Here is a 25,237-nt window from a genome sequence, read left to right as displayed (position 1 = left end):
CCCGCGCGGACCAGCGCGGGTCAGCGGGGGTCGGAGACGTCCGCGCGGTGGAAGTTCTGCGACGAGCGGGACGCGGTCGGGCCGCGCTGGCCCTGGTAGCGGGACTGGTACTCGGCCGAGCCGTAGGGCTTCTCGGCCGGGCTCGACAGCTGGAAGAAGCAGAGCTGGCCGATCTTCATCCCCGGCCACAGCTTGATCGGCAGCGTCGCCACGTTCGACAGCTCGAGCGTCACGTGCCCCGAGAACCCGGGGTCGATGAAGCCCGCGGTCGAGTGGGTCAGGAGTCCGAGCCGGCCGAGCGAGCTCTTGCCCTCGAGCCGCGCGGCGATGTCGTCGGGCAGCGTGACGACCTCGAACGTGGAACCGAGGACGAACTCGCCGGGGTGCAGCACGAACGCCTCGTCCGGGTCGGTCTCGACCAGGCGGGTCAGGTCGGGCTGGTCCACGGCGGGGTCGATGTGCGGGTACTTGTGGTTGTCGAACAACCGGAAGAACTTGTCGAGCCGGACGTCGATGCTCGACGGCTGCACGAGCGAGGCGTCGTACGGGTCGAGGCCGATCCGGCCTTCGGCGAGCTGGGCGGTGATGTCGCGGTCGGAGAGCAGCACGGACGAAGCCTAGCGGCAGCGCACGTCCCGCCGGTATGCTGCCAGGCTGCCCACCACCCGGGCGGGCGGCGTTCGGAGCAGTGATGACCACGTACACCGTCGACGAGATCACGGTCCCCGCCTCGATGGACGACGACCCGGCGGTCGTCTCGGTGTTCCGCGAGTGGGTCGACGTGCAGAACCGGGCCGAGGTCGCGACCACGCACCTGCCCGAGCTGCTCTGGACACCCGAGGAACAGCTGCCCTACCTGATCGACCCGGATGCCCCCAGCCGACTGTTCCTGGTCCGCGACGACGAGGGGACCGCGGTCGGAGTGGGTTCGTACGACTCGAAGGCGACTGCGGACGCCCCGAACTGCTGGATCGCGGTCAGCGTCGCACCCGAGCACCGAGGTCGCGGCGTGGGCACGCTCCTGGCCGAGCACCTGGAGGACGTCGCTCGGGGTCAGGGACGCACGCAGTGGAAGGCCTACGCAGTCTCACGGCAGGTCGGCCCGGCCTCCGGCCCCGGGTACCGACAGGCGCCCACGGGCTTCGGGGCCGTGCCGGAGGACGAGGCAGCGGTCCGGTTCCTGACCCGTCGAGGCTGGCGGCTCGGACAGGTCGACCGGATCAGCCGTCTCGCGCTCCCGGCCGCCGAGGCCGCGGTGGCCGACGTCCGTGCGGCTGCGGACGCCGCGTCGGGTGACCACTACCGCGTGCACACCTGGACAGGACCGACACCCGATCGGTGGCAGTCGGACCTCGTGCTCCTGCTGACCCGGATGAGCACCGACGCCCCGTCGGGCGACATGACCGAGCCCGAGGACGCCTGGACCCTCGAGCGGCTCCGGACGCACGAGCAGCACCTCGAGGAGGGACCCCGGACGATGCGCACCGTCGTGGTCGAGGACACGTCGACCGGGTCACTCGTCGGGTTCACCCAGCTCGCGGTCCCCGGTCCCCGCACCCAGCCGGTGATGCAGGGCGACACCCTGGTGGTCCGGGAACACCGCGGGCTCCGGCTCGGCTGGCTCCTGAAGGCGGTCGGGATCGAGATGGTCCAGCAGGAACATCCGGGGCACCCCTCGATCATCACGTTCAACGCGGAGGAGAACCGCCACATGCTCGACGTGAACGAGGCCGTGGGGTTCGTCGGCGTCGGTTGCGAGGGCGTCTGGGAACGGCGGGTCTGAGCGCGCATCCGAGGGGCCGGTTGCCAGCCGACACGCCTACCATTGGACGGTCATGACCGTCACGTCACCCGAAACCCAGCCCACCGGGTCAGCACCGGACGCCGCCCCCACCACCGGGCGCTCGTCCACCGTCGCGACGGTCCTGGTCATCGCGATCCCCCTGGCCGTCGCGTGCTCGCTCCTCGGGCTGACGATCACCGGCGCCTTCAGCACGAGTCAGCAGCTGGTGTCCGCCGGCGAGCTCGTCGAGTACGGCCTGCCGATCGCCCGCGTCGTGCACGACGCGATGGCGGCGCTCACGATCGGGCTCCTCATCGTCGCCGCCTTCGCTCTTCCCGCGCAGAAGAAGGACCACGGCGCGCTGTCCAGCGTGCAGCACCGGGCCACCCGGTGGGCCGCAGCGACCGGCGCCGTCTGGTTCCTCGCCGCGGCGGTGAGCATCGTCCTCACCGGCGCGAACACGCTGGGCGTCCCGCTCACCAGCCCGGTGTTCGCGCGCAACTTCATGCTCTTCGCGTTCCAGGTCGAGATCGGTCAGGCCCTCGTCGTGTCCGCGGCCGCGATCCTCATCGCCACGGTGGTGGCCGCCTTCGCCACCCGGGTGACGACCCTGGCGTTCGCCACCGTCATCGGCCTGTTCGCCCTGCTCCCCCTGGCGCTGTCCGGCCACGCCGCCGGGTCGCTCGAGCACGCGAACGCGGTGAACTCGCTCGCGATCCACCTGGTCGGGGTGTGCGTGTGGGCCGGTGGCCTGGTCGCCGTGGTCCTGCTCCGCACGCGCACCAAGGGTGCGACGGGCCGGGTCATCGCCCGGTACTCGACGCTCGCCGGCTGGTCCTTCGGGGCCGTGGCGTTCTCCGGCATCGTGAACGCGTCGCTCCGGCTGACCGGTCCGCTCGACCTGCTCACGACGACCTACGGCTGGCTCATCACGGTCAAGGCGGTCATCCTCGTCCTGCTCGGCGTCGCCGGTGTCGTCCAGCGCCGGAAGCTCGTGCCCGGACTCCTCCGTGCGCCGCTCGACCGTCGCCTGTTCACCCGGTTCGCCCTGGCCGAGATCGTGTTCATGGCCGTGGCCATCGGCGTCTCGGTCGCCGTGTCCCGGTCGCAGCCGCCGATCCCGCAGACCCCGGCGACGGGCGAGGACACCCGCTCTGGTCTGATCGGCTTCCCGTTCCCGCCGGCGCAGACCGCGCAGACCTACCTGACGCAGTGGCACATCGACTGGGTCTGGCTCGGCCTGGCCGTCGTCGGAGCCGTCTGGTACCTGCTGGCGGTCCGCAAGCTCCGGAAGCGCGGTGACTCCTGGCCCGTCGGCCGCACCATCGCCTGGCTGATCGGCTGCGCCCTGTTCATCTGGACCACGTCGGCCGGCCCCGCGGTCTACGGCATGATCCACTTCTCGTCGCACATGCTCCAGCACATGCTGCTGATGATGTTCGTGCCGCTGCCGCTCGTGCTCGGCGGCCCGGTGCTGCTCGCGCTCCGCACGCTGCCGGTCCGCAACGACGGCTCCCGCGGCGCCCGCGAGTGGCTCATGCTCTTCGTGCACTCCCGCTGGATGCAGTTCCTCGGCAAGCCCGCCGTCGCCGGGATCATCTTCGCCGGGTCCCTCGTGGTGTTCTACTTCACCCCGGCGTACCAGGCCGCGATGCAGTCGCACGAGTGGCACGTCGCGATGATCGTCCACTTCGTCCTGAGCGGGTACCTGTTCTTCTGGGTGTTCGTCGGTGTCGACCCGGGCCCGAAGCGTCCTCCGTACCCGATGCTCATCATCACGCTCCTGGCCACCCTGGCGTTCCACGCGTTCTTCGGTGTCGCGGTCATGACGTCGCAGTCGGTGTTCGCGATCGACTGGTTCCACGCGCTCGGACAGACCAACGACGCCGCACTGCTCGACGACCAGCACACCGGCGGCGGCATCGCCTGGGGTGCGTCGGAGCTCCCGATGGTGTTCGTGGCCCTGCTCGTCGTCCGCAACTGGATGCGCTCGGACAAGCGCGACGCGAAGCGCCTCGACCGCAAGGCCGAGCGCGACGGCGACGCCGACCTCAAGGCCTACAACGAGCGCCTGGCGGCGATGAGCAAGCGGGACTGACCCGCCGTACCGATCGCCCGGGGGTGCCCGCGGGTGTTCAGTCGCCGTGGACGATGCAGACCGCGTCGAGGTCCATGGCGGCCTCGAGCGCGGCCGAGATCCCCGATTCCCCGTCGGGGCCGGCTGGGGTGACCGTGTCGACCCACCACAGCGGCGTCGCCAGGGTCGGGGCGTCCGGCAGGATCCGCTCCACCTCATCGAAGGAGTCCACGCGCCGCACGCTCAGCACGGTGATCACCGGGTGGGTGGCGTCCCGGCAGACCTGGACCATCGGGCCGTCGTCGAGTGCGCGGACGCCCCAGGTCTCGTCGTGCAGCAGGAGCGCCTCGGCGACCTCGCGCGGCTCGACCGGCTGCCGGCACAGGATCGTGACGTCACGCGGCACCCTGGCCGCCCACCATCCGGTCGTCGCGGACGTGGCCGTCGAGTGTGCCCTCGTCGTGGGCGGGGTCGAGCGGCGCACCGCCGACCAGCTGCAGGAAGCGGTCCTCGTCGATGCGGTCGAGGAACGACTCGAGCGCTTCCCAGCCGTCCTCGAAGCGGACGATCATGCCGCCGTCGGTGTCGGCGTCCGGGCGACCGGACGAGCCGGTTCCGGCGGCGAACGTCGCGGTCGTGGTGCGCGGCGGCGGCCAGACACCGTCACGGTCCAGGAAGCCGGCGGCCTCGGGCCCGACGACGACGGCGAGCGGCGACGGTTCTCCGTGCGAGACGGCACGGACCAGGTGGTCGGCGTCACCGCGGCGCTGCATGACGACGCCGAAGACGGGGACGACCTGGTCGGCGACCCGCTGCACGGCGTCGAACATGCGGTTGGCCAGGCCCGGGTCGGTGTTCTCCTCGGGCACGGTGAGCACGGCGGACATCGTCTCCACGACGACCCCGCCGACCAGGTGCGCGGTCATCGTCGCCGAGAAGCCCTCGCCGACGGCGTACGAGGTCGAGATGCCGGGTGCCTCGTGCTTCGCGTACTGCGTCACGACCCAGCGGTCCCACGGCACGGTGAGCGGTTCTGCGGTGCCCCACCGGGTCGGGCAGGTGCCGACGGTGTGGCACAGGGCCTCGATCGCCGAGCCCATGTCGACCGCGCGGCCGGGGTGGTGCCGGAGGGTCAGGTCGATGCTGATCTGACGGACCGAGTCGGCCGAGACCGGGTGCTCGGGCGACGGGGTGCCCACGAGTTCGGGGCCCCGGTGCACGAAGTCTTCGATGTCCGAGGCAGCGACACCGGTCCGGCCGTCACGCAGCGTCCCGTCGAAGTCGGACACGGCCCACGCGGCACCGTACGCGCCGAGTGCGTGCCGGAGCGCCGGGGTGATCGCCGCAGACCGTCCGGTGCGGAGCACGACCGTCCGCCCGGCGTCCGCCGACCGGCGGAGCAACGAGGCGAGCGCGTCGGTCAGCCACACGACGGGCGAGGCCGACTCGACCACGATCGCCGGGCCGACCACGTCGTCGATGAGGGGATGCCTGACCATCCGGGTCCTCCTCGGTTCGGGGCTGGAACTCCCTGGACGGTACACACGGGTCCGACACCTGTCCGTCGAGTCGGCACCCTCACAGCGGAGACTCGGGAGGCACGACACGCGCCCGGCAGACGGCGTACGGTGCGCGGTCGGCTGGCTTCCAGGCGAGAATCCGCTAGGCTTGCCGAGTCCCGTTCTGCGGGGCGCGCGAGTGTAGTTCAATGGTAGAACTCCAGCTTCCCAAGCTGGTAGCGCGGGTTCGATTCCCGTCACTCGCTCCAACTACGATCAAGCCGTGGAGTCCAAGCCGGCATCGGTCCTCAAGGCCATCAGGGCCGAGATCATCAGCGGCTCGCTCGCACGTGGCTCGAGACTCAAGGAAGACGTGCTCGCGGAGCGTTTCGGCGTCTCCCGGGTCCCTGTCCGCGAAGCCCTCCGACAGCTGGAGACCGAGGGCTTCGTCGTCGCCGAGAAGTTCAAGGGCGTCCGGGTCGCGGATTCCTCAACCGAGGTCGTCATCGAATTGATGCAGATCCGGCGCGGGCTCGAGGTCCTGGCCGCCGAGCTCGCGGCCGACCGGACGGGCGGCGACTGCGCGGCCCTGCTCCGGGCAGTCGGCCACGAGGGCCGCTCCGATCAGGAGGTCGAGGCCCAGTCGCCCCGGTTCGCATTCCACGGCCTGGTGGCCCGAGCGTCCGGGAACACCCGACTCGAGACGATGATCGAACAGCTGATCCACCAGACCGCCTGGGCCTTCGAGCGCGTGACGCGTGAAGAGGTCGCCGCGAGCAGCGGGGACCACGCCGCCGTCGCGAACGCGATCCTGCGGGGAGCATCGGTTCAGGCAGGGCTGCTGATGGACGAGCACCTGCGTCGCGACGAAGCGATCTACCGCGAACTCAGCGCGTAGAACGTATACGACCGCAGTTCGCGCGCAGTCGGCGACTTCGACCGCATGTCTGATCCGGTGCGGTTTGAGCCGGATGCGTCACGAAACGTCTCGAAGTCGAAACCAGCCCGAAACAGCTTTTCGTATACAAAAGAGTGACCGCACGGTGCACCGCTCACTCTTCCCCGCTGGAGTTACGAATGTCTGCTGTAACGCGCTCCACCGCACCAACACGCACCACCACCGACCAGCCTTCCGGAGGCGTCGGCTCCGCACTCGACTCGATCGGGTTCACACGAGCCCAGTTCTGGGTCCTCATGCTCATCCTCGCCGGTGAGTTCTTCGACACCCTCGAGCAGAACTCCGTCGGCGCGATGGCCACCAACATCAAGGCCTCCCTCGCGATCGGCGACGTCCAGCTCTCCACCATCAACACCGCGACCGTCGTCGGCGGTTTGGTCGGCAGGCTCCTCGCCGGTTGGCTCGCCGACCGCTACGGCCGCCGGTTCTCGCTCGGCCTGAACCTGCTCGTCTACACGCTGGGCGGCCTGCTGAGCGCTGTCTCCCCGAACTTCGAGATGCTGCTGGTCAGCCGCTTCATCGTCGGCATCGGCGTCGGCGGTGAGTTCATGATCGGCATCGCGATGCTGTCCGAGATGGTCGCGACCCGGTACCGGGGCGGACTCATCGCCACGATCAACGTCGGTGCAGGCGGCATCGGGAACTTCATCTCCTACGGCCTCTTCCTGCTCCTCCTCGGCCCGTTGGCCGTCCCGCTCGGTGGCGACGACCACGTCTGGCGCTGGAGCTTCGTGATCCTGGCGCTCCCCGCGCTGTTCGTCGTCCTGTACCGGCGCAAGTTGCCCGAGACGCCGCGCTGGCTCCTCTCGAAGGGGCGGATCGACGACGCGAACCGCTCGCTCGCGGTCCTCGCCTCGAACACCTTGACGCCGCCCGCGGACGCCGTCGGCCCCGTCCGGCTCAGCCCCGCAGATCTCCCGCCGGTGTCCTTGCACGCCTCACCCGCAGCGGTGTTCCACCGGCTGGTCCTGCGCCGGACGATCGCCATCGGGGTCGCGTCGTGGATGGCCTTCGGGGTGCAGGTCACGCTGAACTTCCTCATGCCCACGCTGCTCGTCGAACGTGGGTACTCCGTCTCGCAGAGCCTGCTGTACACGATGATCATGAACGTCGGCTCGCTCCTCGGATGCACCGCCGCCGCCCTGCTCGCGAACCGCATCGGGCGTCGACCGTTGGTCGCCACCGCGGGGGTCCTGGGCTGTCTGACCGCACTGGCGTTCGCAGCGTTCGGGAACGACACCGGCGCGATCCTCGCCCTCGGCGCACTGTTCCAGTTCTTCACGATGCTGACGAACACCACGCTCGCAGCCTGGACCGCCGAGGTCTACCCCACGGCGATCCGAGCGTCCGGCGCCTCGATCGTGAACGGGATCGGCAACATCGCCGGCGCCGTGATGCCCTTCGCCGCGATAGCGCTCTACGGTGCCTGGGCCTTCGCCGGTGTCTTCGGACTCGCGGCAGCCATGTACGCGGTGCTCGTGATCGCGTCGCGGTTCGCCCCCGAGACGCGCGGTCGGTCCCTCGAGGACGTGAACGAGAACGTCCTCACCGCCAGGCCCACCTGAACCACCTGAACCACCTGAACCACCCGAACCACCCGATCCACCCGATCCACCCACACGATCCAGCGGCGTGCCGGGCAACGCCCGGCACGCCGCACCCCACGAACGGAGCACCACCATGGACACCCTGCAGATCTCGGCGACCGCGAACGGCCTCAACTACCTGCCCGAGTACGTCGCCGACCTGGGCGGCCTCTTCGCCGAACGCGGACTCACCGTGACCGCCACCGCTTGCGACCCGTGGACCGGCGTCCTCGACGACATCGACTCGGGTGCAGCCCACCTCGCGCTCGGGGGCCTCTGGGTGCCGGCGATGTACGCCGGCACCGCTCGTGCACTGTCGGTCGTCGGCCAGCTGAACCACGCCTTCCCGATGACCATCGTGGCGCGGAACGAGACCGCCCCGATCACCCTGGACTTGCTCGCGGGGAAGGTCGTGCTCGCGCCGGGTGCGGGCGGCAGCGCGCCGTACGAGTTCACGGCGGGGCTCGTCCGCGAAGCCGGTCTCGACGTCGCAGCGACCCGCTTCGTCCGCGACCTGTCGACCGCCATGCTCGTGGAGCTCTACCGAGGCGGCCTCGGCGACGCCATCATCCTCGACCTCGTGTCCGCCGAGGAACTCGTGGCGGCTGGCGGCGGGTCGATCGTCTTCCGGCACCTCGATGCCGGCGGGGTGATGCCGAACAGCGTCTACTACACCCGCACCGACCGTATCGAGGAACTCGGTGACCGCGTGCCACGGTTCATGGACGGCATCGCTGCGGCCATGCAGCGGATCACCGCTGGCGACGCCGACGCGGAGATCACCGCCGTGCTCGCAGCCCGCTGGCCGGACAAGGACCAGTCGCTGCTCCGACGAGCCGCCGACGAGATGGCGGCGGGCGGCGTGTGGGACTCCGCCGTCGTGGACCGTGATGCGTCCGACCGGTGGATGCGGATCCTGTTCGACGGCGGACTCACGACGCACGTCCCGTCGTCCGACGAACTCCTCGGTTCGCCGAGCGCCGTCGCCGTCTCGTGACGCTCGTCCTCGGGGCGTCCGACGTCGCTGCTGCGCTCGAGGACGTCGATGTGCTCGAAGCCGTCGAAGCCGTCCACGCCGACCTCGGAGCAGGCCGGATGCAGCAGCCGGCCCCGGTCGCCCTGACGGGTGCCGACGATGCGCTCTTCCTGCCGATGGCGGTGCGGTCCGACCGGCTGGGTCTGGTGGCGGTGAAGCTCATGGCCGACATCCCGCACAACGCCTCCCGCGGTCTGCCGACCCAGCGGTCCAGCATCTTGGTGTCGTCTGCGATGACCGGCGAGTGCCTGGGCGTCCTCGACGGCAAGGACATCACCCGCGCGCGGACGGCGGCAGCCTCGGTCGTCGCCACGCAGCACCTCGCTCGATCGCACAGCACGACGCTGGGGTTCGTTGGCGCCGGGAACCTCGCCGTCGAGCACCTGCGTGCGTTCGCGAAGGTCCGGTACTTCGAACGGGTGCTCCTCTGGTCGCGTTCCGCGGCGACGACCGGTCGGTTCCTCGAGACCGTCGGTGACGACCTCGCACGACGGTGCACCGTGGTGGGTGGTCCCCGCCAGGTGGCCGAGGAGTGCGACGTCCTGTGCACGCTCACGCCGTCGGTACGCCCGGTCGTGGAGGGCGGTTGGCTGCACGCGGGCCAGCACGTGAACGCCGTCGGCGCCCGTCCGCGCCCCACCCACCGCGAGCTCGACGGCCCCGCGATGGCGCGTGGGACGGTGTTCGTCGACAGCCGGGCCACAGCCTGGTCGAAGTCGGGCGACCTGCTCGAGGCCGTCATCGAGGGCGCGGTCCCGCAGGACCTGCACCCGGCCGAACTCGGCGAGGTCATCGTCGGACGTGCTGCCGGCCGGGTCGACGACGACCAGGTCACGGTGTTCGACTCGGTCGGGCTCGGTGCGCAGGACCTGGCGGTCGCCGCCCTGGTGCTCGAAGTCGCTCGCGAACGAGGCCTCGGGACCACGGTGCCGACCTCGGGCCGCTGACGGGGACGGTCGTGTCGGGGTCGGCGCACCCAACTACGCTCTCGACATGACCATCCCCGCACCGGCGACGCACGTCGTCATCGGCGCCGGGGTCGTCGGTGCTGCGACCGCGTACGCCCTGACGGCCCGCGGCGAGCGCGTCCTGCTCGTCGAGCAGCACGCCCGCGGCCACCACCTCGGTTCCTCGCACGGTGCGACCCGGATCTTCCGGCAGGGCTACGCCGACCCGGAGTACGTCGCGCTGACCACCCGCGCACTGGCGCTGTGGGAAGGGCTCGAGGAGGCCGCCGGCGAGGAGCTCATCGTCCGCACGGGCGCGGTCGACCACGGGCGGCCCGAGGTCGTCGACGCGATCGCCGCCACCCTGGCCGACGCGGACATCCCCCACGAGTCGCTGACGCCGGAGCAGGCGGCAGCACGTTGGCCCGGCATCGCGTTCGAGGGGCACGTGCTGACCCATGCGTCGGCGGGGCGGATCCGCTCCGACCGGACGGTCGAGGCATTCCTGACCCTGGCCGAACGGACCGGCCTCGCCGACCTGCGCTTCGACATCCGGGTCACCGGGCTCGACGACCACGGTGACGACGTCACCGTGACACTGTCCGACGGCACCGCGGTCCGCACCGCGTCCGTGGTGGCCGCGGTGGGCTCGTGGGCCCCCACGCTCGTCGGCGAGCTGGTTACCGGACGCGGGACGGGCCTCCCGGCCATCCGCGTCACCCAGGAGCAGCCCGCCCACTTCCCCAGCCACCTGCCGGACGAGGCCTGGCCGAGCTTCGTGCACTGGGCCGACGGCGACGACGTCTACGGGCTGCTGACGCCCGGCGAGGGCGTCAAGGTCGGGTTCCACGGCACCGGGCCCGTGGTCGACCCGGACGACCGCGACTTCACGCCCGTACCCGCCGAAGCCGAGCGGCTGCAGGCGTACGTCGCGCGGTACGTGCCGGGGGTCGACGCGACGAAGCCGACGTTCATCAGCTGCCTGTACGACAACTCCCCCGACGAGGACTTCGTCATCGACCGCGTGGGGCCGCTCACCGTGGCGACGGGGTTCTCCGGGCACGGCTTCAAGTTCGCGCCGTTGCTGGGCGAGATGCTCGCGGACCTCGCGACGGGCGGAGTGCCGCACCCGCGCTTCGCCCTGCCGGAGCCGGTGCCCGCGCCCTGACGCGTCGGGGCGCGGTCGTTCGCGAGACGCCGGCGTGTTCGTTCGACGCCGCCTTGGCCTCGAGACGCCGCCGAATACGGAGGCGTCTCGCGGACAACGAGGCGTTCTACGCACACACCGGCGTCTCACACACGCGCGCACGCCGGCGTCCCGCGACCGGCCACTACGGTGGAACCGTGCGCATCATCGTGGCTCCGGACTCGTTCAAGGGCACCGCGACGGCGGCGTCGATCGCTGCGGCGGTCCGCGACGGTTGGCTGGCCGAACGCCCTGACGACGACGTGGTGCTCGTCCCGATGGCCGACGGTGGCGAGGGCACCCTCGACGCCTTCGAGACCGCCGTCCCCGGATCCGTCCGGGTCCCCGTCACCGTGACCGGGCCGGCCGGGGCCCCGGTCGCCACCCAGTGGCTGCGACTGCCCGACGGCCGTGCCGTGGTGGAGCTCGCGGCGACGAGCGGCCTGCCCCTGCTCGATGCACCGATGCCGGACACGGCGACGAGCCGTGGGTTCGGCGAGGCGATCGCCGCCGCGCTCGACGCCGGTGCGACGGGGCTCGTGCTCGGCATCGGGGGCAGCGCGTCCACCGACGGCGGGCGTCCGGTGCTCGAGGCGCTCGGCCTCGACGAAGAGCAGAGCGGCACCGGCACCGGCGGTCTCCGGCTGCTCCCGCCGCTCGGGGTCACCGTGCTCACCGACGTCACCTCACCGCTGCTCGGCCCGACCGGTGCCGCCGCCGTCTTCGGCCCGCAGAAGGGCATCACGCCCGACCGAGTGGCGTCCTTCGACGACCGGCTCGCCACCTGGGCCGCGCGCTTCCCCGACGTCGACCCGAGCACCCCGGGCGCCGGAGCCGCGGGTGGGGTGGGGTTCGGCCTGCTGGTGTGGGGCGCCACGCTCGCGGGTGGGGCAGCGGCCGTCGCCGAGGTCCTCGGGCTGCCGGCACTGCTCGGGGGCAACGACATCGTGAACGGTACCGACGTGAACGCCGCCGACGTCGTGATCAGCGGCGAGGGACGCTTCGACGGACAGAGCGCCGTCGGCAAGGTTCCCTCGGTGGTCCGCGACCTGACCGCGGCGCACGCTCCCGGTGCCCGCTCGATGCTCGTCGCCGGCGCGATCGAGGCCCCGCTCGACGACTACGTGGCCGCCGCGTCGCTGACCGTGCTCGCGACGCAGACCACCGGCGAACCCGACGACGCCCTCGCCGACCCCCTGCGCTTCGCGACGATCGCCGGGCAGCGGCTGGCCCGGCTGGCCTGAGCGAGCAGAACGCCGGGCGCACCGCACACCGGCGCACCGCTGCGCCGCGCACCGCCGCGCCGCGCAGCCGCCGCGACGCGCCCGTCGGGCGGCACCAGGGGTGTCCTGGTTGTACCTCCCACACGGCCGCGGGGGCGCGCAGACTGGTTCCGGGCCGGAACCGGCCCGCAACGCACCACCCCCACGAGGAGATCATTGCGCACCGTCAACGCGTACGCGGCACCGTCAGCGACCGAGCCGCTCGTCAAGACCACCATCACCCGTCGTGACGTCGGCCCGGACGACGTCGCGATCGACATCGCCTACGCCGGCATCTGCCACTCGGACATCCACACCGTCCGCGGTGAGTGGGGCCCCATCCAGTACCCGCAGGTCGTCGGCCACGAGATCGTCGGCCACGTCACCGAGGTCGGCGCGAACGTCACCAAGCACAAGGTCGGCGACCGCGTCGGCGTCGGCTGCATGGTGAACTCGTGCGGCGAGTGCGAGAACTGCGTCGCCGGCCAGGAACAGTACTGCCTCAAGGGCAACATCGGCACCTACGCCAGCGTCGACCCCGCCGACGGCTCGATCACCCAGGGCGGCTACTCGCAGGCCGTCGTCGTGAACGAGGACTTCGTGCTCCGCGTCCCCGAGTCGCTCGACATCGAGAAGGTCGCGCCGCTGCTCTGTGCCGGCATCACCACCTACTCGCCGCTCCACCACTGGAAGGCCGGCCCCGGCACGAAGGTCGCCGTCGTCGGCATGGGCGGGCTCGGCCACATGGCCGTCAAGATCGCCGTCGCGCTCGGCGCCGAGGTCACCGTCCTGTCGCAGACCACCTCGAAGGAAGCCGACTCGCTCCGCTACGGCGCGAAGGCCCACTACGCGACGAAGGACCCGGAGACGTTCGAGAAGCTCGCGAACTCCTTCGAGCTCATCATCAACACCGTCTCGGCGAAGATCCCGATGGGTTCCTACCTCGGCCTGCTCAAGGTCGACGGCACCCTCGTCAACGTCGGTGCACCGTCCGAGCCGCTCGAGGTGCCGGCCTTCGCGCTCATCCCGCGTCGGCTCAGCTGGGCTGGTTCCGCCATCGGCGGCATCCAGGAGACCCAGGAGATGCTCGACTTCTGCGCCGAGCACGGGATCCTGCCGGAGACCGAGCTCATCAGCGCCGACCAGATCAACGAGGCCTACGAGCGCGTCCTGTCCTCGGACGTCCGCTACCGCTTCGTGATCGACGCGGCCACGCTGGCGTAGTCGTCACCACATGATGGACGGAAGGCCCGGTACCAGCTGGTACCGGGCCTTCCGTCTGTCGTCTCCGGACCGTCAGCCGACCTCGTCACCGGACGGCAGCGCGCCGCACCAGTCGACGGAACCGGCGTCGATGCTCGCCTCGAGCGCGCCGGAGGCCGCGTCGACGATGCTCACGAGCTCGCCGTTCGCCGACTTCGTCGCGACCGCGACGAACTGGCTGTTCGGGGACGGGCAGACCGCGGTGACGCTCGCGTCCTCCGGGATCGTCACGGGCAGACGGGAGGCGCGTCCCCCGTCGACACGCACGATCCGTGCCGCGATGGTGCCGTCCGACCGCACGTCCCCCAGCACCCGCAGGTACGTGTCGTCGGACAGCTGGGCGATGCGGCCGAGGACGGCCGCATCCGTGCTGGCCGCGGGGGCCTGCAGCGCTGACTTGGACCCGTCGGTCAGGTCCAGCCGTTCGATGCCGGTGCCCGTCTCGACGACGGCCGTGGTGCCGGTGCCGACGAAGCCGTGCAGGTAGGTCGCGCTGCCGAGCCGGACCGGGTCGGCGCGACCGCTCATGTCGACGAGGACCAGGTCGTCGCTGCCCGTCCGGACCAGGGCACTCTCGGTGCGCGGGACGTAGGCCCACTGCCCGACGGTCATCGGCACGGCGCCCGTCTTCGGCTTGCCGTTCGCGGCGATCGCGGTGGGCATGTGCGTGCCCGTCATGTCGACCACGTACAGGCCGGTGTTCCGGGACTGCCCGGTCGAGGTGTCGGCGTACTCGAACCCGAACGAGGCCCCGTCGTCCGCGACGTGGAGCGCCGTGACCCGCCCCTCGGACGTCGGCAGGGTGAGGTGCTCGACGGGGGCGTCGTCGTCCTGCACGCCGCCGCTCAGCGCCACGATGTCGACGGAGGAGCTGGCGTCCGTGCCGCTCACGACCACCAGCGAGCGGCCGAGCCGGGCGTACTCGCTGATCGCGGTGCCCTCGTAGACGGTCGTGGCGCCGCCGGCGTCGAGGGAGCGCCGGACGATGCGGTCCTTCGCGCCTGCCTGCCCGGGGACCAGGGCGAGCACGTCGGTGCTGCCGGTGCGGATCGCCGCCGTCAGGTCCGACGTCGCACGTTGTCCCGGCGCCCGGACACCCGCGACCGTGACGGTGTAGTCGCGGTCGTAGGCCAGCGGCCCGGCGAACTCGACCGCGATGGTGTTGCCGCTCGAGGTCACGGTGTGCGCCGCAGCCGGGCTGACCCGGACGTCGGCGGCGTCGACCTTCTGCAGTGCCTGGTTCGCCGTCAGGATGATCCGCTGGGCCGGCCTCGTGACGAGCCCGGTCGCGTCGTAGGACACGTCGCGGAGCCGCGGACCCTGCTGCGAGCCGACGACCGCGGCGAGCGCGGCGACCACGGCGAGGACGACCACGACGGCCACGTACCGGCGGTGGAACCGGTGCGCGACCGGGCGGCGCTCGCGGCGCCCCTCGGAGCTCCCGCCCGTCTCAGTACTCATACGGGTCCTTGGGCTGCGCGACCTCGGTGACCTTCGCGGCCTTGACGACGATGCGGGCGTCGGCGGACTGGTCCGGGTTCGCTGCGAGGGCGCCGCGGACGGTGACCCACTTCCCCTCGTCGGGGACGGTGCCACTGCCGCCACCACTACCGCCGTCGTCGCCGGGCACGACGCTGAGGCCGACGGGTTGCGCGTCCACGGCGCAGCAGCTGATCACGAAGCGGGTCAGGGTGAACGACCCGTCGTCACCGGGCACCACGAAGCCCGTCAGTTCGACCTGCTTGCCGACGAGTGCCGTGGTGTCGGTGGTCTGCCGGATCAGGGCCGCCCAGTCCTTGACGCCGTACTCCGAGGTGTCGACGCCCTCGCTGCCGAGCAGGGACACCGCTGCCTCGGAACCGGTGGCGTTCGACAGGGTCGCCGAGTCGATGCTCCGCTGCTGTGCGGTGCGGGCGGACAGCGTCGTCGGGGGCAGGACGAGCATCGCGACGGTGACACCGACCGTGACGATGGCGGCTGCACTGCCGAGCACGACGCGGACGGCGCGACGACGGCCGAGTCCGCGCCGCCCCCGATCGCCATCTGGCTCGTGCTCGTGCTCGTCGTCGCCGTGCGTGTGGCCGTGCCCGCGGGCGATGACCACCAGGCCGGCGATCGACGCGGGCACCCCGACGGCGGCGAGCACGACCGTGAACACCGAGTAGCGCGGGTTGATGTACAGGTCGAGTTGCCCGACCAGCGCCAGCCACAGCGTGCAGAGCGCAACGGCCAGCACCGACCCGAGGCCCAGGTACGCGGGCGCGTTGCTGCGTGCATCAGACGAGGACATTCATCACCAACCCGACGGCTCCGGCGAACAAGACGCACACGACGGACAGCAGCACCAGGAAGCGGACCCGGAACGTCGTGCGCAGCAGGGCGATCATCTTGACGTCGATGATCGGCCCGATGATCAGGAACGCCGTGATCGACCCCGGCAGGAACGTCGAGGCGAAGGACAGCGCGAAGAAGGCGTCGACGTTCGAGCAGAGCGACACCGTCATCGCCAGCAGCATCATCGCCGCGACGGACAGCACCGGGTTCGAGCCGATCGCGACCAGGGTCGAGCGGGGCACGGCGACCTGGATCGCGGCGGCGAGCCCGGCACCGACGAACAGTGCCGGCATCATCGTCGCCGTCTCGCCGCCGAACTGCGCGGCGCTCTGCCGCCAGCGGTGCAGGCCCCGGGGCGCTCCCACGGCCGCACGGCACCGGGCCTCGAAGGCGGGGAGCAGCAGGTCGGCCGGACGGCGGTGCGCGGCGACGATCCAGCCGACGAGGTTCGCGACGACGAAGCCACCGACGATGCGCACCGGCAGGATCCACCCCGACCAACCGAACGCCTGCGCGGTGCTGATGATGACGAGCGGGTTGAGGATCGGGGCAGCGACCAGGAACGTGACCGCCTCGGCCGGCGTGAACCCGCGCATCATCAGACCGCGGGCCAGCGGGACGTTGCCGCACTCGCACACCGGGAACAGCATCCCGATCAGGGAGATCACGGCCCGACGACCGAAGGCGTTCTGCGGCAGGACCTTCTCGAGCGCACCGACCGGTACCCAGACCTCGACGACGATCGACAGCACGATGCCGAGCACCACGAAGGGCAGGGACTCGACGACGACGCTGATCGCCAGCGTCAGGAAGTCCTGCACGACGTCGGGCAGCCCGGTCGTCCCGATGCTCGGGGAGAACAGCCGGATGCCCAGCAGGACGACGACGACGAGCAGCACCAGGCCGGGGCCGGTGAGGCTCCGGGTGCGCTGCGGCGGCCGCGTGGTCGTCGTCACCGGGACAGGATAGGCGACGCGTCCTGCCCGGGGCTGCGCGCCCCTCGCACCGTGCGAGTCCGGTCACCCCGTGCAGGGTTGCCCGCTCGGTGCAGGTATGAAGCGCCGCACGGAGCCACCAACGCCGCACGGGTTCGCGGACCCGGCACCGTGCACGCGCTCCGGGCACCGTGCAGCGGTCAGACCCGGGCGATCCCTGCCACGTGCCGGTCCAGCGTGTCGATCGCCCACGAAGCGTCACCCCCGGGGTCGACCCGCACGATGTGCATCGCGAGCCCGTCCACCAGGGCGTGCAACCGCCGGGTCTCGTACGGCACGGCAGCGTCCGGCACCCCGACCGCGCGGAGGATCTGCGCGCACCACTGGCGCATCTCGTCGACGACCCGGTCGTGGAACGGCCGGAGTTCGGCGTCGGTCAGGGCGGCGGTGCCGAGGCCGAGGTAGACGTCGAGCTCGATGCGCCGCTCCTCGTCGAGGGGCAGCAGCTCGAGCAGGACCGCGTGCGCGTAGGCGGTCCCGCGCAGGCCCGGCGGCACGGAGTCGACCCGGGCCGCGGTCGCGTCGAACACCAGCTCGAGCGCGTGCGACCGGACACTCGCCTGGGTCGGGAACGTGTAGCGGACCGTGCTCGGCGGCAGCCCGGCCTCGGCGGCGACGTTCCGGACGCTCAGTGCCCCGAGGCCGTCGCGGGCGAGGACCCGGCACGCCGCCTCGGACACGGTGCGGCGCCGTTCGTCGACGTCCATGCTCCTGGCCACGACGCCATACTCGCACAGTCGTACCAACTCGTGCTACCGTCGAGGTCGTTGTCGCACAGTCGTACGACAACGGGAACCACAACGACCCCCGCAGGAAAGGACATCGTCATGGCATGGGCAATCCTCGTGCTCAGCGGCGTGCTCGAAGCCGTCTGGGCCACCGCCCTCAGCGCCTCGAACGGCTTCAAGAAGGTCGTCCCGACGATCGTGTTCGTCGCCGGGATGGCCCTGAGCATGGTGGGGCTGGCGTTCGCGATGAAGACCATCCCGGTCGGCACCGCGTACGCCGTCTGGGTCGGCATCGGCGCATCCCTGACCGTGGTCGTCGCGATCCTCCGCCGCCAGGAAGCCGCGTCCTTCGCCCGACTCGCCCTGGTCTTCGGTCTCGTGGCGTGCGTCATCGGCCTCAAGGTGGTGAGCTGACGTGGCGTGGATCGTCCTGTTCGTCAGCGCAGCGCTCGAGACCGTCTGGGCGACCGCCCTCGGCGAGAGCGACGGTTTCACCGACCTCCGACCGACGATCGTGTTCGGGGTCACGATCGTGATCAGCCTCGTCGCGTTCGGCTACGTCCTGCAGCACATCCCGATCAGCACGGCGTACGCGGTGTGGACCGGGACCGGCGCCGCCCTCACCGTGCTCTGGGGCATGGCCACCGGCGCGGAGCCCGTCACCGTCCTGCGCCTGCTGTTCATCGCCGGCATCGTCGGGTGCGTCGTCGGCCTCAAGCTCGTGCCGGCCCGCCCCGCCGCGGAGCGCGCCACTCCCCTGGCGGAAGCGACAGATCTCCGCGGATGATCCGCGGGCAACTGTCGCTCTCGCGAAGGTGACGGCAGCGCCATCCGCAGGGCTGTCGCTTTCACGACGCAGCGCCCTGGACGCGCGCCGGGACGGACGGGAGGCCCGGTGCCAGCTGGCACCCGGCCTCCCGTCCGTCAGGTGGTCAGGCGATCAGACGGACGCGCCCGTCCACTCGTCCTCGGCGGCGACGTGGTCGCTGCCGACCGTGCCGGCCGCCATCGCGGCAGCAGCACGCGCCGCGTGCGACGGCGGGTCCGACGGCACGTCAAGGGGGCGACCCTCGTCGTTGAGCTTGCGCAACTCCGGCACGATGTCCGTCGCCAGGATGTCGATCTGCTCGAGCACCGTCTTGAGCGGCAGGCCGGCGTGGTCGATGAGGAACAGCTGGCGCTGGTAGTGCCCGACGTGGTCCTTCATCGCGGCGTACCGGTCGATGACCTGCTGCGGCGAACCGACGGTGAGCGGGGTCTGGGCGGTGAAGTCCTCCATCGAGGGGCCGTGGCCGTAGACCGGGGCGTTGTCGAAGTAGGGCCGGAACTCGTCGATCGCGTCCTGCGAGTTCTTCCGCGCGAAGAACTGCCCACCGAGCCCGACGATCGCCTGGTCGGCGCGGCCGTGCCCGTAGTGCTCGAAGCGCTGGCGGTACAGGCCGACCATCTGCTCGGTGTGCTGGATCGGCCAGAAGATGTTGTTGTGGAAGAAACCGTCGCCGTAGTACGCGGCCTGCTCGGCGATCTCCGGCGTGCGGATCGAGCCGTGCCAGACGAACGGCGGGACACCGTCGAGCGGACGCGGGGTCGAGGTGAAGCCCTGCAGCGGCGTGCGGAACTTGCCCTGCCAGTTGACGACGTCGTTCTCCCACAGCTGGCGGACGAGCGCGTAGTTCTCGATCGCCAGGTTGACGCCCTGACGGATGTCCTGCCCGAACCACGGGTAGACCGGGCCGGTGTTGCCGCGCCCCATCATGAGGTCCATGCGGCCGTCGGACACGACCTGGAGCATCGCGTACTCCTCGGCGATGCGCACCGGGTCGTTCGTGGTGATCAGCGTGGTCGACGTGGACAGGGTGATGTCCTTCGTCTTCGCGGCCAGGTAGGCGAGCAACGTGGTCGGCGACGAGGCCACGAACGGCGGGTTGTGGTGCTCACCGGTCGCGAAGACGTCGAGGCCGGCCTGGTCGGCGTGCTCGGCGATCGTCAGGATGTCGCGGACGCGCTGGGTGTCGTCCGGCGTGGTGCCGGTCGTGGGGTCGGTCGTGACGTCACTGACCGTGAAGATGCCGAACTGCATGTTGCGCCGCCTTTCGCGATATCGATGCGTTTGCATCGACTTGCTCGGTACAACGTAGCGCACGGCGGAGCATTCCCGCCAGGCTCGCGCCCGTCGGTCGGTACTGTCGCGCGGCCTGGAGGCCCGGCTCGGCTCCCCGGGTCAGCCGGCGGACCGCAACGTGGCCGGGTCGGTGCGCGCGGCGTGGTGCATCCCGTCCAGGAACCAGACCGCGGTGACCACCGCCAGGACGCTCGCACTGGACGCCAGCCGCCCCGCGAGCAGGATCGCGGCATGGTCGTACGCACCGTCACCGGCCAGCCCGACCACGAGCGCCGCGACACCGATCGCCAGCGTGGCCCCGGTCACCACGAGGAGCACGACGCTCACCACCCGCCGCGGGCCTCGTCGACCGTCACGGTCACCCCGGAGCCCGCGGTCGACCCGGGGACCGACCGCCCGGACGATCCCGAGCCAGAACACCGCGATCGCGCAGGCACCGATGATGTCGCTGACCCGGTGCCAGCCGTAGACCACGGTCTGGTTCGCCACGAACACCGCGTAGCCCGCGCCGACGATGGTCACCAAGGGGCGGAACCGACGAGGCGTGACCATCAGGACCGCGAACAGCGCCGCCAGCGCGATCGTCGCGTGCCCCGACGGGAACGAGTTCGGCGTCGTCGACTGGGCGATCTCCGGGCGCACGGCGATACGCTTGACGAGCGTCGAGGTGGCCGCCGACGCGAGCACCACGACCCCCGCGCCGAGCCCAACCGAGAGCCGCCGTCTGGCGAACGCCACGGCGACGATCACGACGACGAGCAACAGGATCACCGGCACCGAGATGACGTTGAGGGCAGTGTCCGAGCTGAACAGGTCGGACTCCCGGACCCCGCCGAGCGCGGCGTCCTCCGCTTTCTGACCGACCGGGGTCAGCACCGCGACCCCGTAGACGAGAGGCACGATCACGAACCCCAGAGCCGCAAGCGCAGCCCACCGCACCCGCCGCGAGACCAACGGTCCACGCGATTCGGATGCGCTGCGCTCGGGTGTCAAGGTCACCGGGCTGGTCCTCCTCGGAGTGGTCGTCGTCGGGCTCCTCGCACGACTGGCAGCGGCGCTGCGATTGGGTCGGTCGGGGTCCGACACGATACCGTTGGAGCACCGGCCGGAGGCTGGGAACCGCACCCCTGTCGGCCGCGCACTCCGCGCCACGACGACGGGATCGGTGATCCCAGCCGGGCCGTCGCACCACGCGGGACCGACGCACGTCGCGTCGGCAGTGTACGAGGAGGAAACCGAAGTGGCCATCAAGGAACCGGGCATCACCGCCTCGCCGAACCGGGGTCTCGCACTCACGGCCGGCGGCGTCCTCGCACTTTGGGGCGTCCTGGGCTTCTTCTTCGCCGCCGACGGCGACCCCGGCTTCTTCAACCGCCAGGGCGGCATGCTGTGGAACGCGTTCGGCGTGAACCCGGCGCTCTGCCTGGTGTGGGTGCTGCTCGCCGTGGTCCTGCTCATCACCGGCCTCGGCAACACCATCGGCTCCCGCAACGGCAACCTGCTCGTCGGAGTCCTGCTCGTGGTCTTCGCGGTGTACGGCTTCGTCTTCGTGGACACCTCGGCCAACGTCTTCGCGCTCAACACCACGGACAACGTCTTCCACGCGATCGTCGGTGTGATCCTGCTGCTCACCGCACTCGGTGCCGACAAGGAGAACCTCCGCGCGCTGCGTGCGGCGCGCGCCTGACGCCTCCGCTCGACTGCACTTCCCGACGCCCGTCTGCCGCTCCGGCAGGCGGGCGTCGTCGCGTGTGCGGGGCCGGTGCGGGCGCGCGGGCCGGTGCGGGCATCGCGTGTGGGGGGCCGGTGCGGGCGCGCGGGCCGGTCACGACTCCCCGCTCAGGTGCGCCGGTCGGTCACGAACTGTCGGATGCGGAGCGTCCAGGCGACGACGAGTGACCACTCGACAAAGGACCAACGGGGAGTCGTGACCGCCCGTCAGTGTGCGACAGGCACGCAGGCGTGCCCGCACCGACGTTCCGCGGCGCGAGGCCGATGCAGAAGACCGACCGGGTCAGTCCGACGCGCCCGTCAGCTTCCGGTCAGTCCGCGTCGGCGTCAGCGTCGGCGTCGGGCTTCGCCTTCGGGGCCTCGAGCTCGGTGGCGACGATGCGCGGTGCCTCGGACATGAAGCGTCGGACGTCCAGGTCGACGATGATGTCCTGCGGGCGGAGCGGGCGCGTCAGGAACAGCCCCTCGAGCGAGGTCAGCCGCGACAACGCCACGTAGGTCTGGCCGGCGCTGAACACCCGGTTGCCGAGGTCGACCACGGCGCGGTCGTACGTGCTGCCCTGGGACTTGTGGATGGTCACGGCCCAGGCGAGCCGGAGCGGGAACTGCTGGAACTCCCCGACCGTGTCCTTCTTGAGTTCCTTCTTGTCCGCGTCGTACGAGTACTTGAACTTCTCCCACACCGACGGCTGGACCTCGAACGACTCCCCGTCGACATCGACCCACACGGTGTCGCGGATGGCGGTCACGATGCCGAGGGTGCCGTTGACCCAGCGCTGGTCGGCGTCGTTGCGCAGGAACATCACGTGCGCGCCGGGCTTCAGTTCGAGGGCTTCGTCAGCGGGGAAGTTCCGTCCGCCGAAGTCACCGTTGACGTCGGCCTTGGCGGTCTTCACCTTGCCGGGCAGCCGCTCGAGGGCCGCCTTGTTGATCCGCGCCACGGTGTCGTTGCGGGTCGCCAGGGTGATGGCGTCGTCCGGAGCCGGGCGCGCTCCGGCGGTGTTGAGCTGCTCGGCGATGTCCGCGGTGACCCGACCGTGCCGGACGGCGGTGAGCATCGCGGCGAAGGCGTCGTCGCGCTGCCGGTGGACGGTGGCGAGCTCGATGATGTTGAGCTCGGCCTCGAGCCACACCTTGGCGTCGAAGAACCACATCGACCGGTAGTGGTCGGTGAAGTAGGCGCGCTCATCGGCATCGCCGGGCACCGGGGGCAGCTGGTACGGGTCGCCGAACATCACGACCTGCACACCGCCGAACGGCTCGAGCTGCCGACCACGGGCCTTGCGGAGCGATCGGTCCATGCCGTCGAGCAGGTCGGCGTTGACCATCGAGACCTCGTCGATGACCAGGGTGTCGATCGTGTTGAGGAGCTTGCGGGTGTCCGGGCCCTGCCGCAGCTCGGCGTCGGCGATGAGCCCGATCGGCAGCCGGAACAGCGAGTGGATCGTCTGGCCGCCGACGTTGAGCGCGGCGACCCCCGTCGGGGCACAGATGACGACCTGCTTCTCGGTGTTCCACGACAGGTGGTTGAGCAGCGTGGACTTGCCCGTGCCGGCCCGGCCGGTGATGAACACGTGGTCGCGGGTGTGCTCGATGTACTCGAAGACCGCGCGCTGTTCGTCGCTCAGCTCGATGCTCATCGGGCGTCCGCTCCGGGCGAGGGTTCGAGGTCGTCGCTGCCGTCGTCGAAGTCCAGGTCGTCCTGGTCGGCGCGGGCAGCGGGGACGGCGGGCACGGTCGCCCCGGCGTCAGGAGCGTCGGCGGCGACAGCATCGCCAGCGGCGACGCCAGTGCCAGTGCCAGCGGTGGCGGCCGCATCCCTCGGGGCTGCTCCGTCTCGCCGGAGCCGCACGAGCACCACCACGACGACGGTCACCAGGAGCAGCGTGCCGGCGACGATCAACACGAGGCCGGCCCGGGCCTGGTCGACGAGCGGACCCGGCCCCCACGTCCGGCCCATCGCGCCGAACCACGAGGCCTGCAGCAGCCCGAGCGGGCCGCGCATCGCGATGCCGAGCGACACCGTGCCCGTCGCGATCACCACGGCCCCGACGATCCGGACGACCGCGGCAGCCGTGGTCGGACGCCGCTGCCCGACCGGGACCGGGGTGCAGAGCGTGGGGACGGCCAGCAGCCCGACGAGCAGGAACACGGCGTCGCTGACGGTGCGACCGGTGGGGTCGCTCACCGACCACCGGACGGCATCGGTGGCGAAGAAGGCCCACCACACCGCCGCCGCGAGCAGGAACGCGGGGAACGGCTGCGCCAGGTACCGGACGGACGGGTGCTCGACGATGACGTCCGTCCACTCGCGCACCCCTGTGCTGTCGTCGTGCCGGGGGTGCACGGCCGCACGGATGAGCGCGACGGGTGCCGCCGCCCACACCAGGGCGGGGACCACCAGGCCGAGCAGCACGTGGGCACCGACGTTGGCCGAGATGAGGAACCGGTCGTACTGGTGCAGCGAGCCCGAGGTCGCGACCACCAGGGACACGATCGCCAGGGCTGCGGCGATCGAGCGTCGCGCCGGCCACCGCACGCCGCTCCGCCGCAGTCGCACGACGCCGGCCACGTAGGTCGCGGCGAGCAGCACGGCGGCCATCAGCCAGAACAGGTCGATGTTCCACTGGGTCAGCCAGCCCCACGCACCGGGTGCGTGCGGCAGCAGGTCGTCGGTCAGGAGCTCCGCCGGGCTCGGGTCGGTGGTCTTGCTCAGGGCGATCTGGTCGACGGGGGTGGCCGTGCGGCCGAGTGCCGCCGCGAAGCCCGAGGCGACGCCCATCACCGCGAGCTCGACGACGATCAGGGTCCAGAAGGGCCGCTGCCGACCGGGCGAGGTGGTCAGGGCGCGGATGGCCCGACGACGCTGCACGGCGCCGAGGACCCCCATGGCGACGATCGCGCCGATCTTCACCAGGACGAGCGTGCCGTACGGGGTGAACAGGTTCGACAGCGCCCCGACGCGGATCTGCGCCGACGCGGTGCCGGAGACGGCGACGAGCACGAAGCACCCGAGGGCGATGCTCGAGTACCGGGCCACGACCGCGGCCAACCGGTCGCCGGGCAGCACGCCGCGCAGCAGCACGAGCATGACGAGCCCACCGACCCACAGCGCCGCACCGACCAGGTGCAGCCCCAGTGCCGTGACGGCGGCGTCGTGGCTCGCAGTACCGGCGGCGTGCCCCTGCTGTGCGAGCGGGATCAGGCCGATCATCGAGACCGCGGCGGTCAGGGCGACCATGCCCCGCGAACGGACTGCGAAGCAGAGCACCGTGACGGCCGCGGCGACGAGGACGGTCACGAGCCAGGCCAACCCGAGCTCGGTGCCGGTGAGGAAGACCCCCATCGACTGCCCGAACTGCTCGTCGATGCTGATGCGCGAACCGGCGACGCTGAGGAACGTGCAGAACGTGGCGACGGCCGACGCGACCGTCCAGATGCCACTCGCCCCGGCCGCGACGTCGATCGCACGGTTCCACTCGGGTCCGGAACGCGACAGCCCGACGGTCGCCAGCGCGAGCCCGCCGATCGTCGTGGCCGCGGACAGGTCGACGACGAGCCGAGCGATCGGCAGCCCGAAGCGGACGACGGGCCCGGGGTCGGCGATGAGCGCGGGGTTCGCTCCCCCGCCGATGACGAGTGCCGTGAGCAGCGCCACGAACCCGACGAGCAGGAGCACGGCGGGACCGGCGATGCGCGCGATCCGATTCACCCGTCAAGCCTAGGCGGT

The 25,237-nt window shown here is 71.2% G+C and carries 23 protein-coding genes and 1 tRNA gene; 13 read left to right on the top strand and 11 right to left on the bottom strand.

Translation table 11 applies throughout. The annotated features are described in order from the left end of the window. Positions 1–20: 20 nt before the first annotated feature. Entirely contained in the window at positions 21–608 is a 588-nt protein-coding gene (gene dcd / locus QRN30_RS00375) for a dCTP deaminase (protein WP_056069652.1), read from the bottom strand. A gap of 83 nt (positions 609–691) precedes the next feature. On the opposite strand from dcd, the gene QRN30_RS00370 reads away from it, so the two are divergent. Together QRN30_RS00370 and QRN30_RS00365 are read left to right on the top strand one after the other, a co-directional pair. Further along, positions 692–1,783 carry a GNAT family N-acetyltransferase gene (locus tag QRN30_RS00370; RefSeq protein ID WP_071251834.1) on the top strand — a complete coding sequence of 364 codons (1,092 nt, stop codon included), beginning with the start codon at positions 692–694 and terminating at the stop codon, positions 1,781–1,783. 52 nt (positions 1,784–1,835) lie between these two features. Next, positions 1,836–3,881, top strand: a complete 2,046-nt coding sequence (locus QRN30_RS00365; RefSeq protein WP_284760011.1) for a bifunctional copper resistance protein CopD/cytochrome c oxidase assembly protein — start codon at positions 1,836–1,838, stop codon at positions 3,879–3,881. Between the two features lie 37 nt (positions 3,882–3,918). On the opposite strand, the gene QRN30_RS00360 is transcribed toward QRN30_RS00365, so the two are convergent. Continuing rightward, entirely contained in the window at positions 3,919–4,266 is a 348-nt protein-coding gene (locus QRN30_RS00360) for a hypothetical protein (RefSeq protein ID WP_017886434.1), read from the bottom strand. After that, on the bottom strand, positions 4,256–5,359 hold the full coding sequence (locus tag QRN30_RS00355) for a DUF6177 family protein (protein ID WP_017886435.1): 1,104 nt from the start codon (positions 5,357–5,359) through the stop codon (positions 4,256–4,258). The genes QRN30_RS00360 and QRN30_RS00355 overlap by 11 nt, the downstream gene beginning before the upstream one ends. Before the next feature lie 195 nt (positions 5,360–5,554). On the opposite strand from QRN30_RS00355, the gene QRN30_RS00350 reads away from it, so the two are divergent. The 8 genes from QRN30_RS00350 (at position 5,555) to QRN30_RS00315 (ending at position 13,558) form a co-directional block, all read left to right on the top strand. Continuing rightward, positions 5,555–5,628, top strand: a tRNA-Gly gene (locus QRN30_RS00350). A gap of 14 nt (positions 5,629–5,642) precedes the next feature. Then, positions 5,643–6,257 (top strand): GntR family transcriptional regulator, encoded by a 615-nt coding sequence (locus QRN30_RS00345; RefSeq protein ID WP_052481746.1) that lies wholly within the window; start codon positions 5,643–5,645, stop codon positions 6,255–6,257. A 179-nt stretch (positions 6,258–6,436) separates the two neighbouring features. After that, a complete protein-coding gene (locus tag QRN30_RS00340; protein ID WP_262160612.1) occupies positions 6,437–7,882 on the top strand; it encodes an MFS transporter in 1,446 nt (481 codons plus the stop codon). A gap of 115 nt (positions 7,883–7,997) precedes the next feature. Beyond that, on the top strand, positions 7,998–8,900 hold the full coding sequence (locus QRN30_RS00335; protein WP_284760007.1) for an ABC transporter substrate-binding protein: 903 nt from the start codon (positions 7,998–8,000) through the stop codon (positions 8,898–8,900). Next, positions 8,897–9,886 (top strand): ornithine cyclodeaminase family protein, encoded by a 990-nt coding sequence (locus tag QRN30_RS00330; protein ID WP_284760005.1) that lies wholly within the window; start codon positions 8,897–8,899, stop codon positions 9,884–9,886. The genes QRN30_RS00335 and QRN30_RS00330 overlap by 4 nt, the downstream gene beginning before the upstream one ends. Positions 9,887–9,932: 46 nt before the next feature. After that, positions 9,933–11,054, top strand: coding sequence for an FAD-dependent oxidoreductase (locus QRN30_RS00325; RefSeq protein ID WP_284760004.1), 1,122 nt, complete (start codon positions 9,933–9,935; stop codon positions 11,052–11,054). Positions 11,055–11,230: 176 nt separating this feature from the next. Continuing rightward, positions 11,231–12,316, top strand: a complete 1,086-nt coding sequence (locus tag QRN30_RS00320) for a glycerate kinase (RefSeq protein WP_284760003.1) — start codon at positions 11,231–11,233, stop codon at positions 12,314–12,316. A gap of 195 nt (positions 12,317–12,511) precedes the next feature. Continuing rightward, entirely contained in the window at positions 12,512–13,558 is a 1,047-nt protein-coding gene (locus QRN30_RS00315; protein ID WP_017886442.1) for an NAD(P)-dependent alcohol dehydrogenase, read from the top strand. Between the two features lie 72 nt (positions 13,559–13,630). Here QRN30_RS00315 and QRN30_RS00310 read toward each other — a convergent pair whose 3' ends face one another. The 4 genes from QRN30_RS00310 to QRN30_RS00295 all read right to left on the bottom strand — a co-directional run bounded on the left by QRN30_RS00310 (position 13,631) and on the right by QRN30_RS00295 (position 17,645). Continuing rightward, a complete protein-coding gene (locus QRN30_RS00310; protein ID WP_284760001.1) occupies positions 13,631–15,058 on the bottom strand; it encodes a hypothetical protein in 1,428 nt (475 codons plus the stop codon). Further along, complete coding sequence (locus QRN30_RS00305) at positions 15,048–15,887, bottom strand: TIGR03943 family putative permease subunit (RefSeq protein WP_017886444.1); 840 nt, start codon at positions 15,885–15,887, stop codon at positions 15,048–15,050. Before QRN30_RS00305 ends, QRN30_RS00310 begins: the two co-directional genes overlap by 11 nt. Then, the gene (locus tag QRN30_RS00300) at positions 15,874–16,887 is read right to left on the bottom strand and encodes a permease (protein WP_017886445.1); all 1,014 of its coding nucleotides are present in this window, start codon (positions 16,885–16,887) and stop codon (positions 15,874–15,876) included. Before QRN30_RS00300 ends, QRN30_RS00305 begins: the two co-directional genes overlap by 14 nt. 179 nt (positions 16,888–17,066) lie before the next feature. Continuing rightward, complete coding sequence (locus QRN30_RS00295) at positions 17,067–17,645, bottom strand: TetR/AcrR family transcriptional regulator (protein WP_284759999.1); 579 nt, start codon at positions 17,643–17,645, stop codon at positions 17,067–17,069. Positions 17,646–17,753: 108 nt separating this feature from the next. Here QRN30_RS00295 and QRN30_RS00290 point away from each other — a divergent pair, with 108 nt between their 5' ends. Continuing rightward, entirely contained in the window at positions 17,754–18,068 is a 315-nt protein-coding gene (locus QRN30_RS00290) for a DMT family transporter (RefSeq protein ID WP_017886447.1), read from the top strand. Between the two features lies 1 nt (position 18,069). After that, positions 18,070–18,441, top strand: coding sequence for a DMT family transporter (locus QRN30_RS00285; protein ID WP_284759997.1), 372 nt, complete (start codon positions 18,070–18,072; stop codon positions 18,439–18,441). Positions 18,442–18,594: 153 nt separating this feature from the next. Here QRN30_RS00285 and QRN30_RS00280 read toward each other — a convergent pair whose 3' ends face one another. Both QRN30_RS00280 and QRN30_RS00275 read right to left on the bottom strand, forming a co-directional pair. Then, positions 18,595–19,734, bottom strand: a complete 1,140-nt coding sequence (locus QRN30_RS00280; protein ID WP_140448243.1) for a CE1758 family FMN-dependent luciferase-like monooxygenase — start codon at positions 19,732–19,734, stop codon at positions 18,595–18,597. Between the two features lie 141 nt (positions 19,735–19,875). Next, positions 19,876–20,676, bottom strand: coding sequence for a phosphatase PAP2 family protein (locus tag QRN30_RS00275; RefSeq protein WP_140448242.1), 801 nt, complete (start codon positions 20,674–20,676; stop codon positions 19,876–19,878). Positions 20,677–21,016: 340 nt separating this feature from the next. On the opposite strand from QRN30_RS00275, the gene QRN30_RS00270 reads away from it, so the two are divergent. Next, positions 21,017–21,463, top strand: coding sequence for a DUF4383 domain-containing protein (locus QRN30_RS00270; protein WP_159557184.1), 447 nt, complete (start codon positions 21,017–21,019; stop codon positions 21,461–21,463). Between the two features lie 355 nt (positions 21,464–21,818). On the opposite strand, the gene QRN30_RS00265 is transcribed toward QRN30_RS00270, so the two are convergent. Next, complete coding sequence (locus QRN30_RS00265; protein ID WP_214585099.1) at positions 21,819–23,147, bottom strand: ATP-dependent DNA helicase; 1,329 nt, start codon at positions 23,145–23,147, stop codon at positions 21,819–21,821. After that, entirely contained in the window at positions 23,144–25,219 is a 2,076-nt protein-coding gene (locus tag QRN30_RS00260; protein WP_284759992.1) for a bifunctional copper resistance protein CopD/cytochrome c oxidase assembly protein, read from the bottom strand. Before QRN30_RS00260 ends, QRN30_RS00265 begins: the two co-directional genes overlap by 4 nt. Positions 25,220–25,237: the final 18 nt, after the last annotated feature.

The sequence above is a fragment of the Curtobacterium sp. MEB011 genome, assembly GCF_030209655.1.
Classification (GTDB): Bacteria; Actinomycetota; Actinomycetes; order Actinomycetales; family Microbacteriaceae; genus Curtobacterium; species Curtobacterium poinsettiae.
The sequence above is the reverse complement of the archived record's forward strand: the minus strand, read 5'-3'. Positions and strand labels throughout refer to the sequence as shown.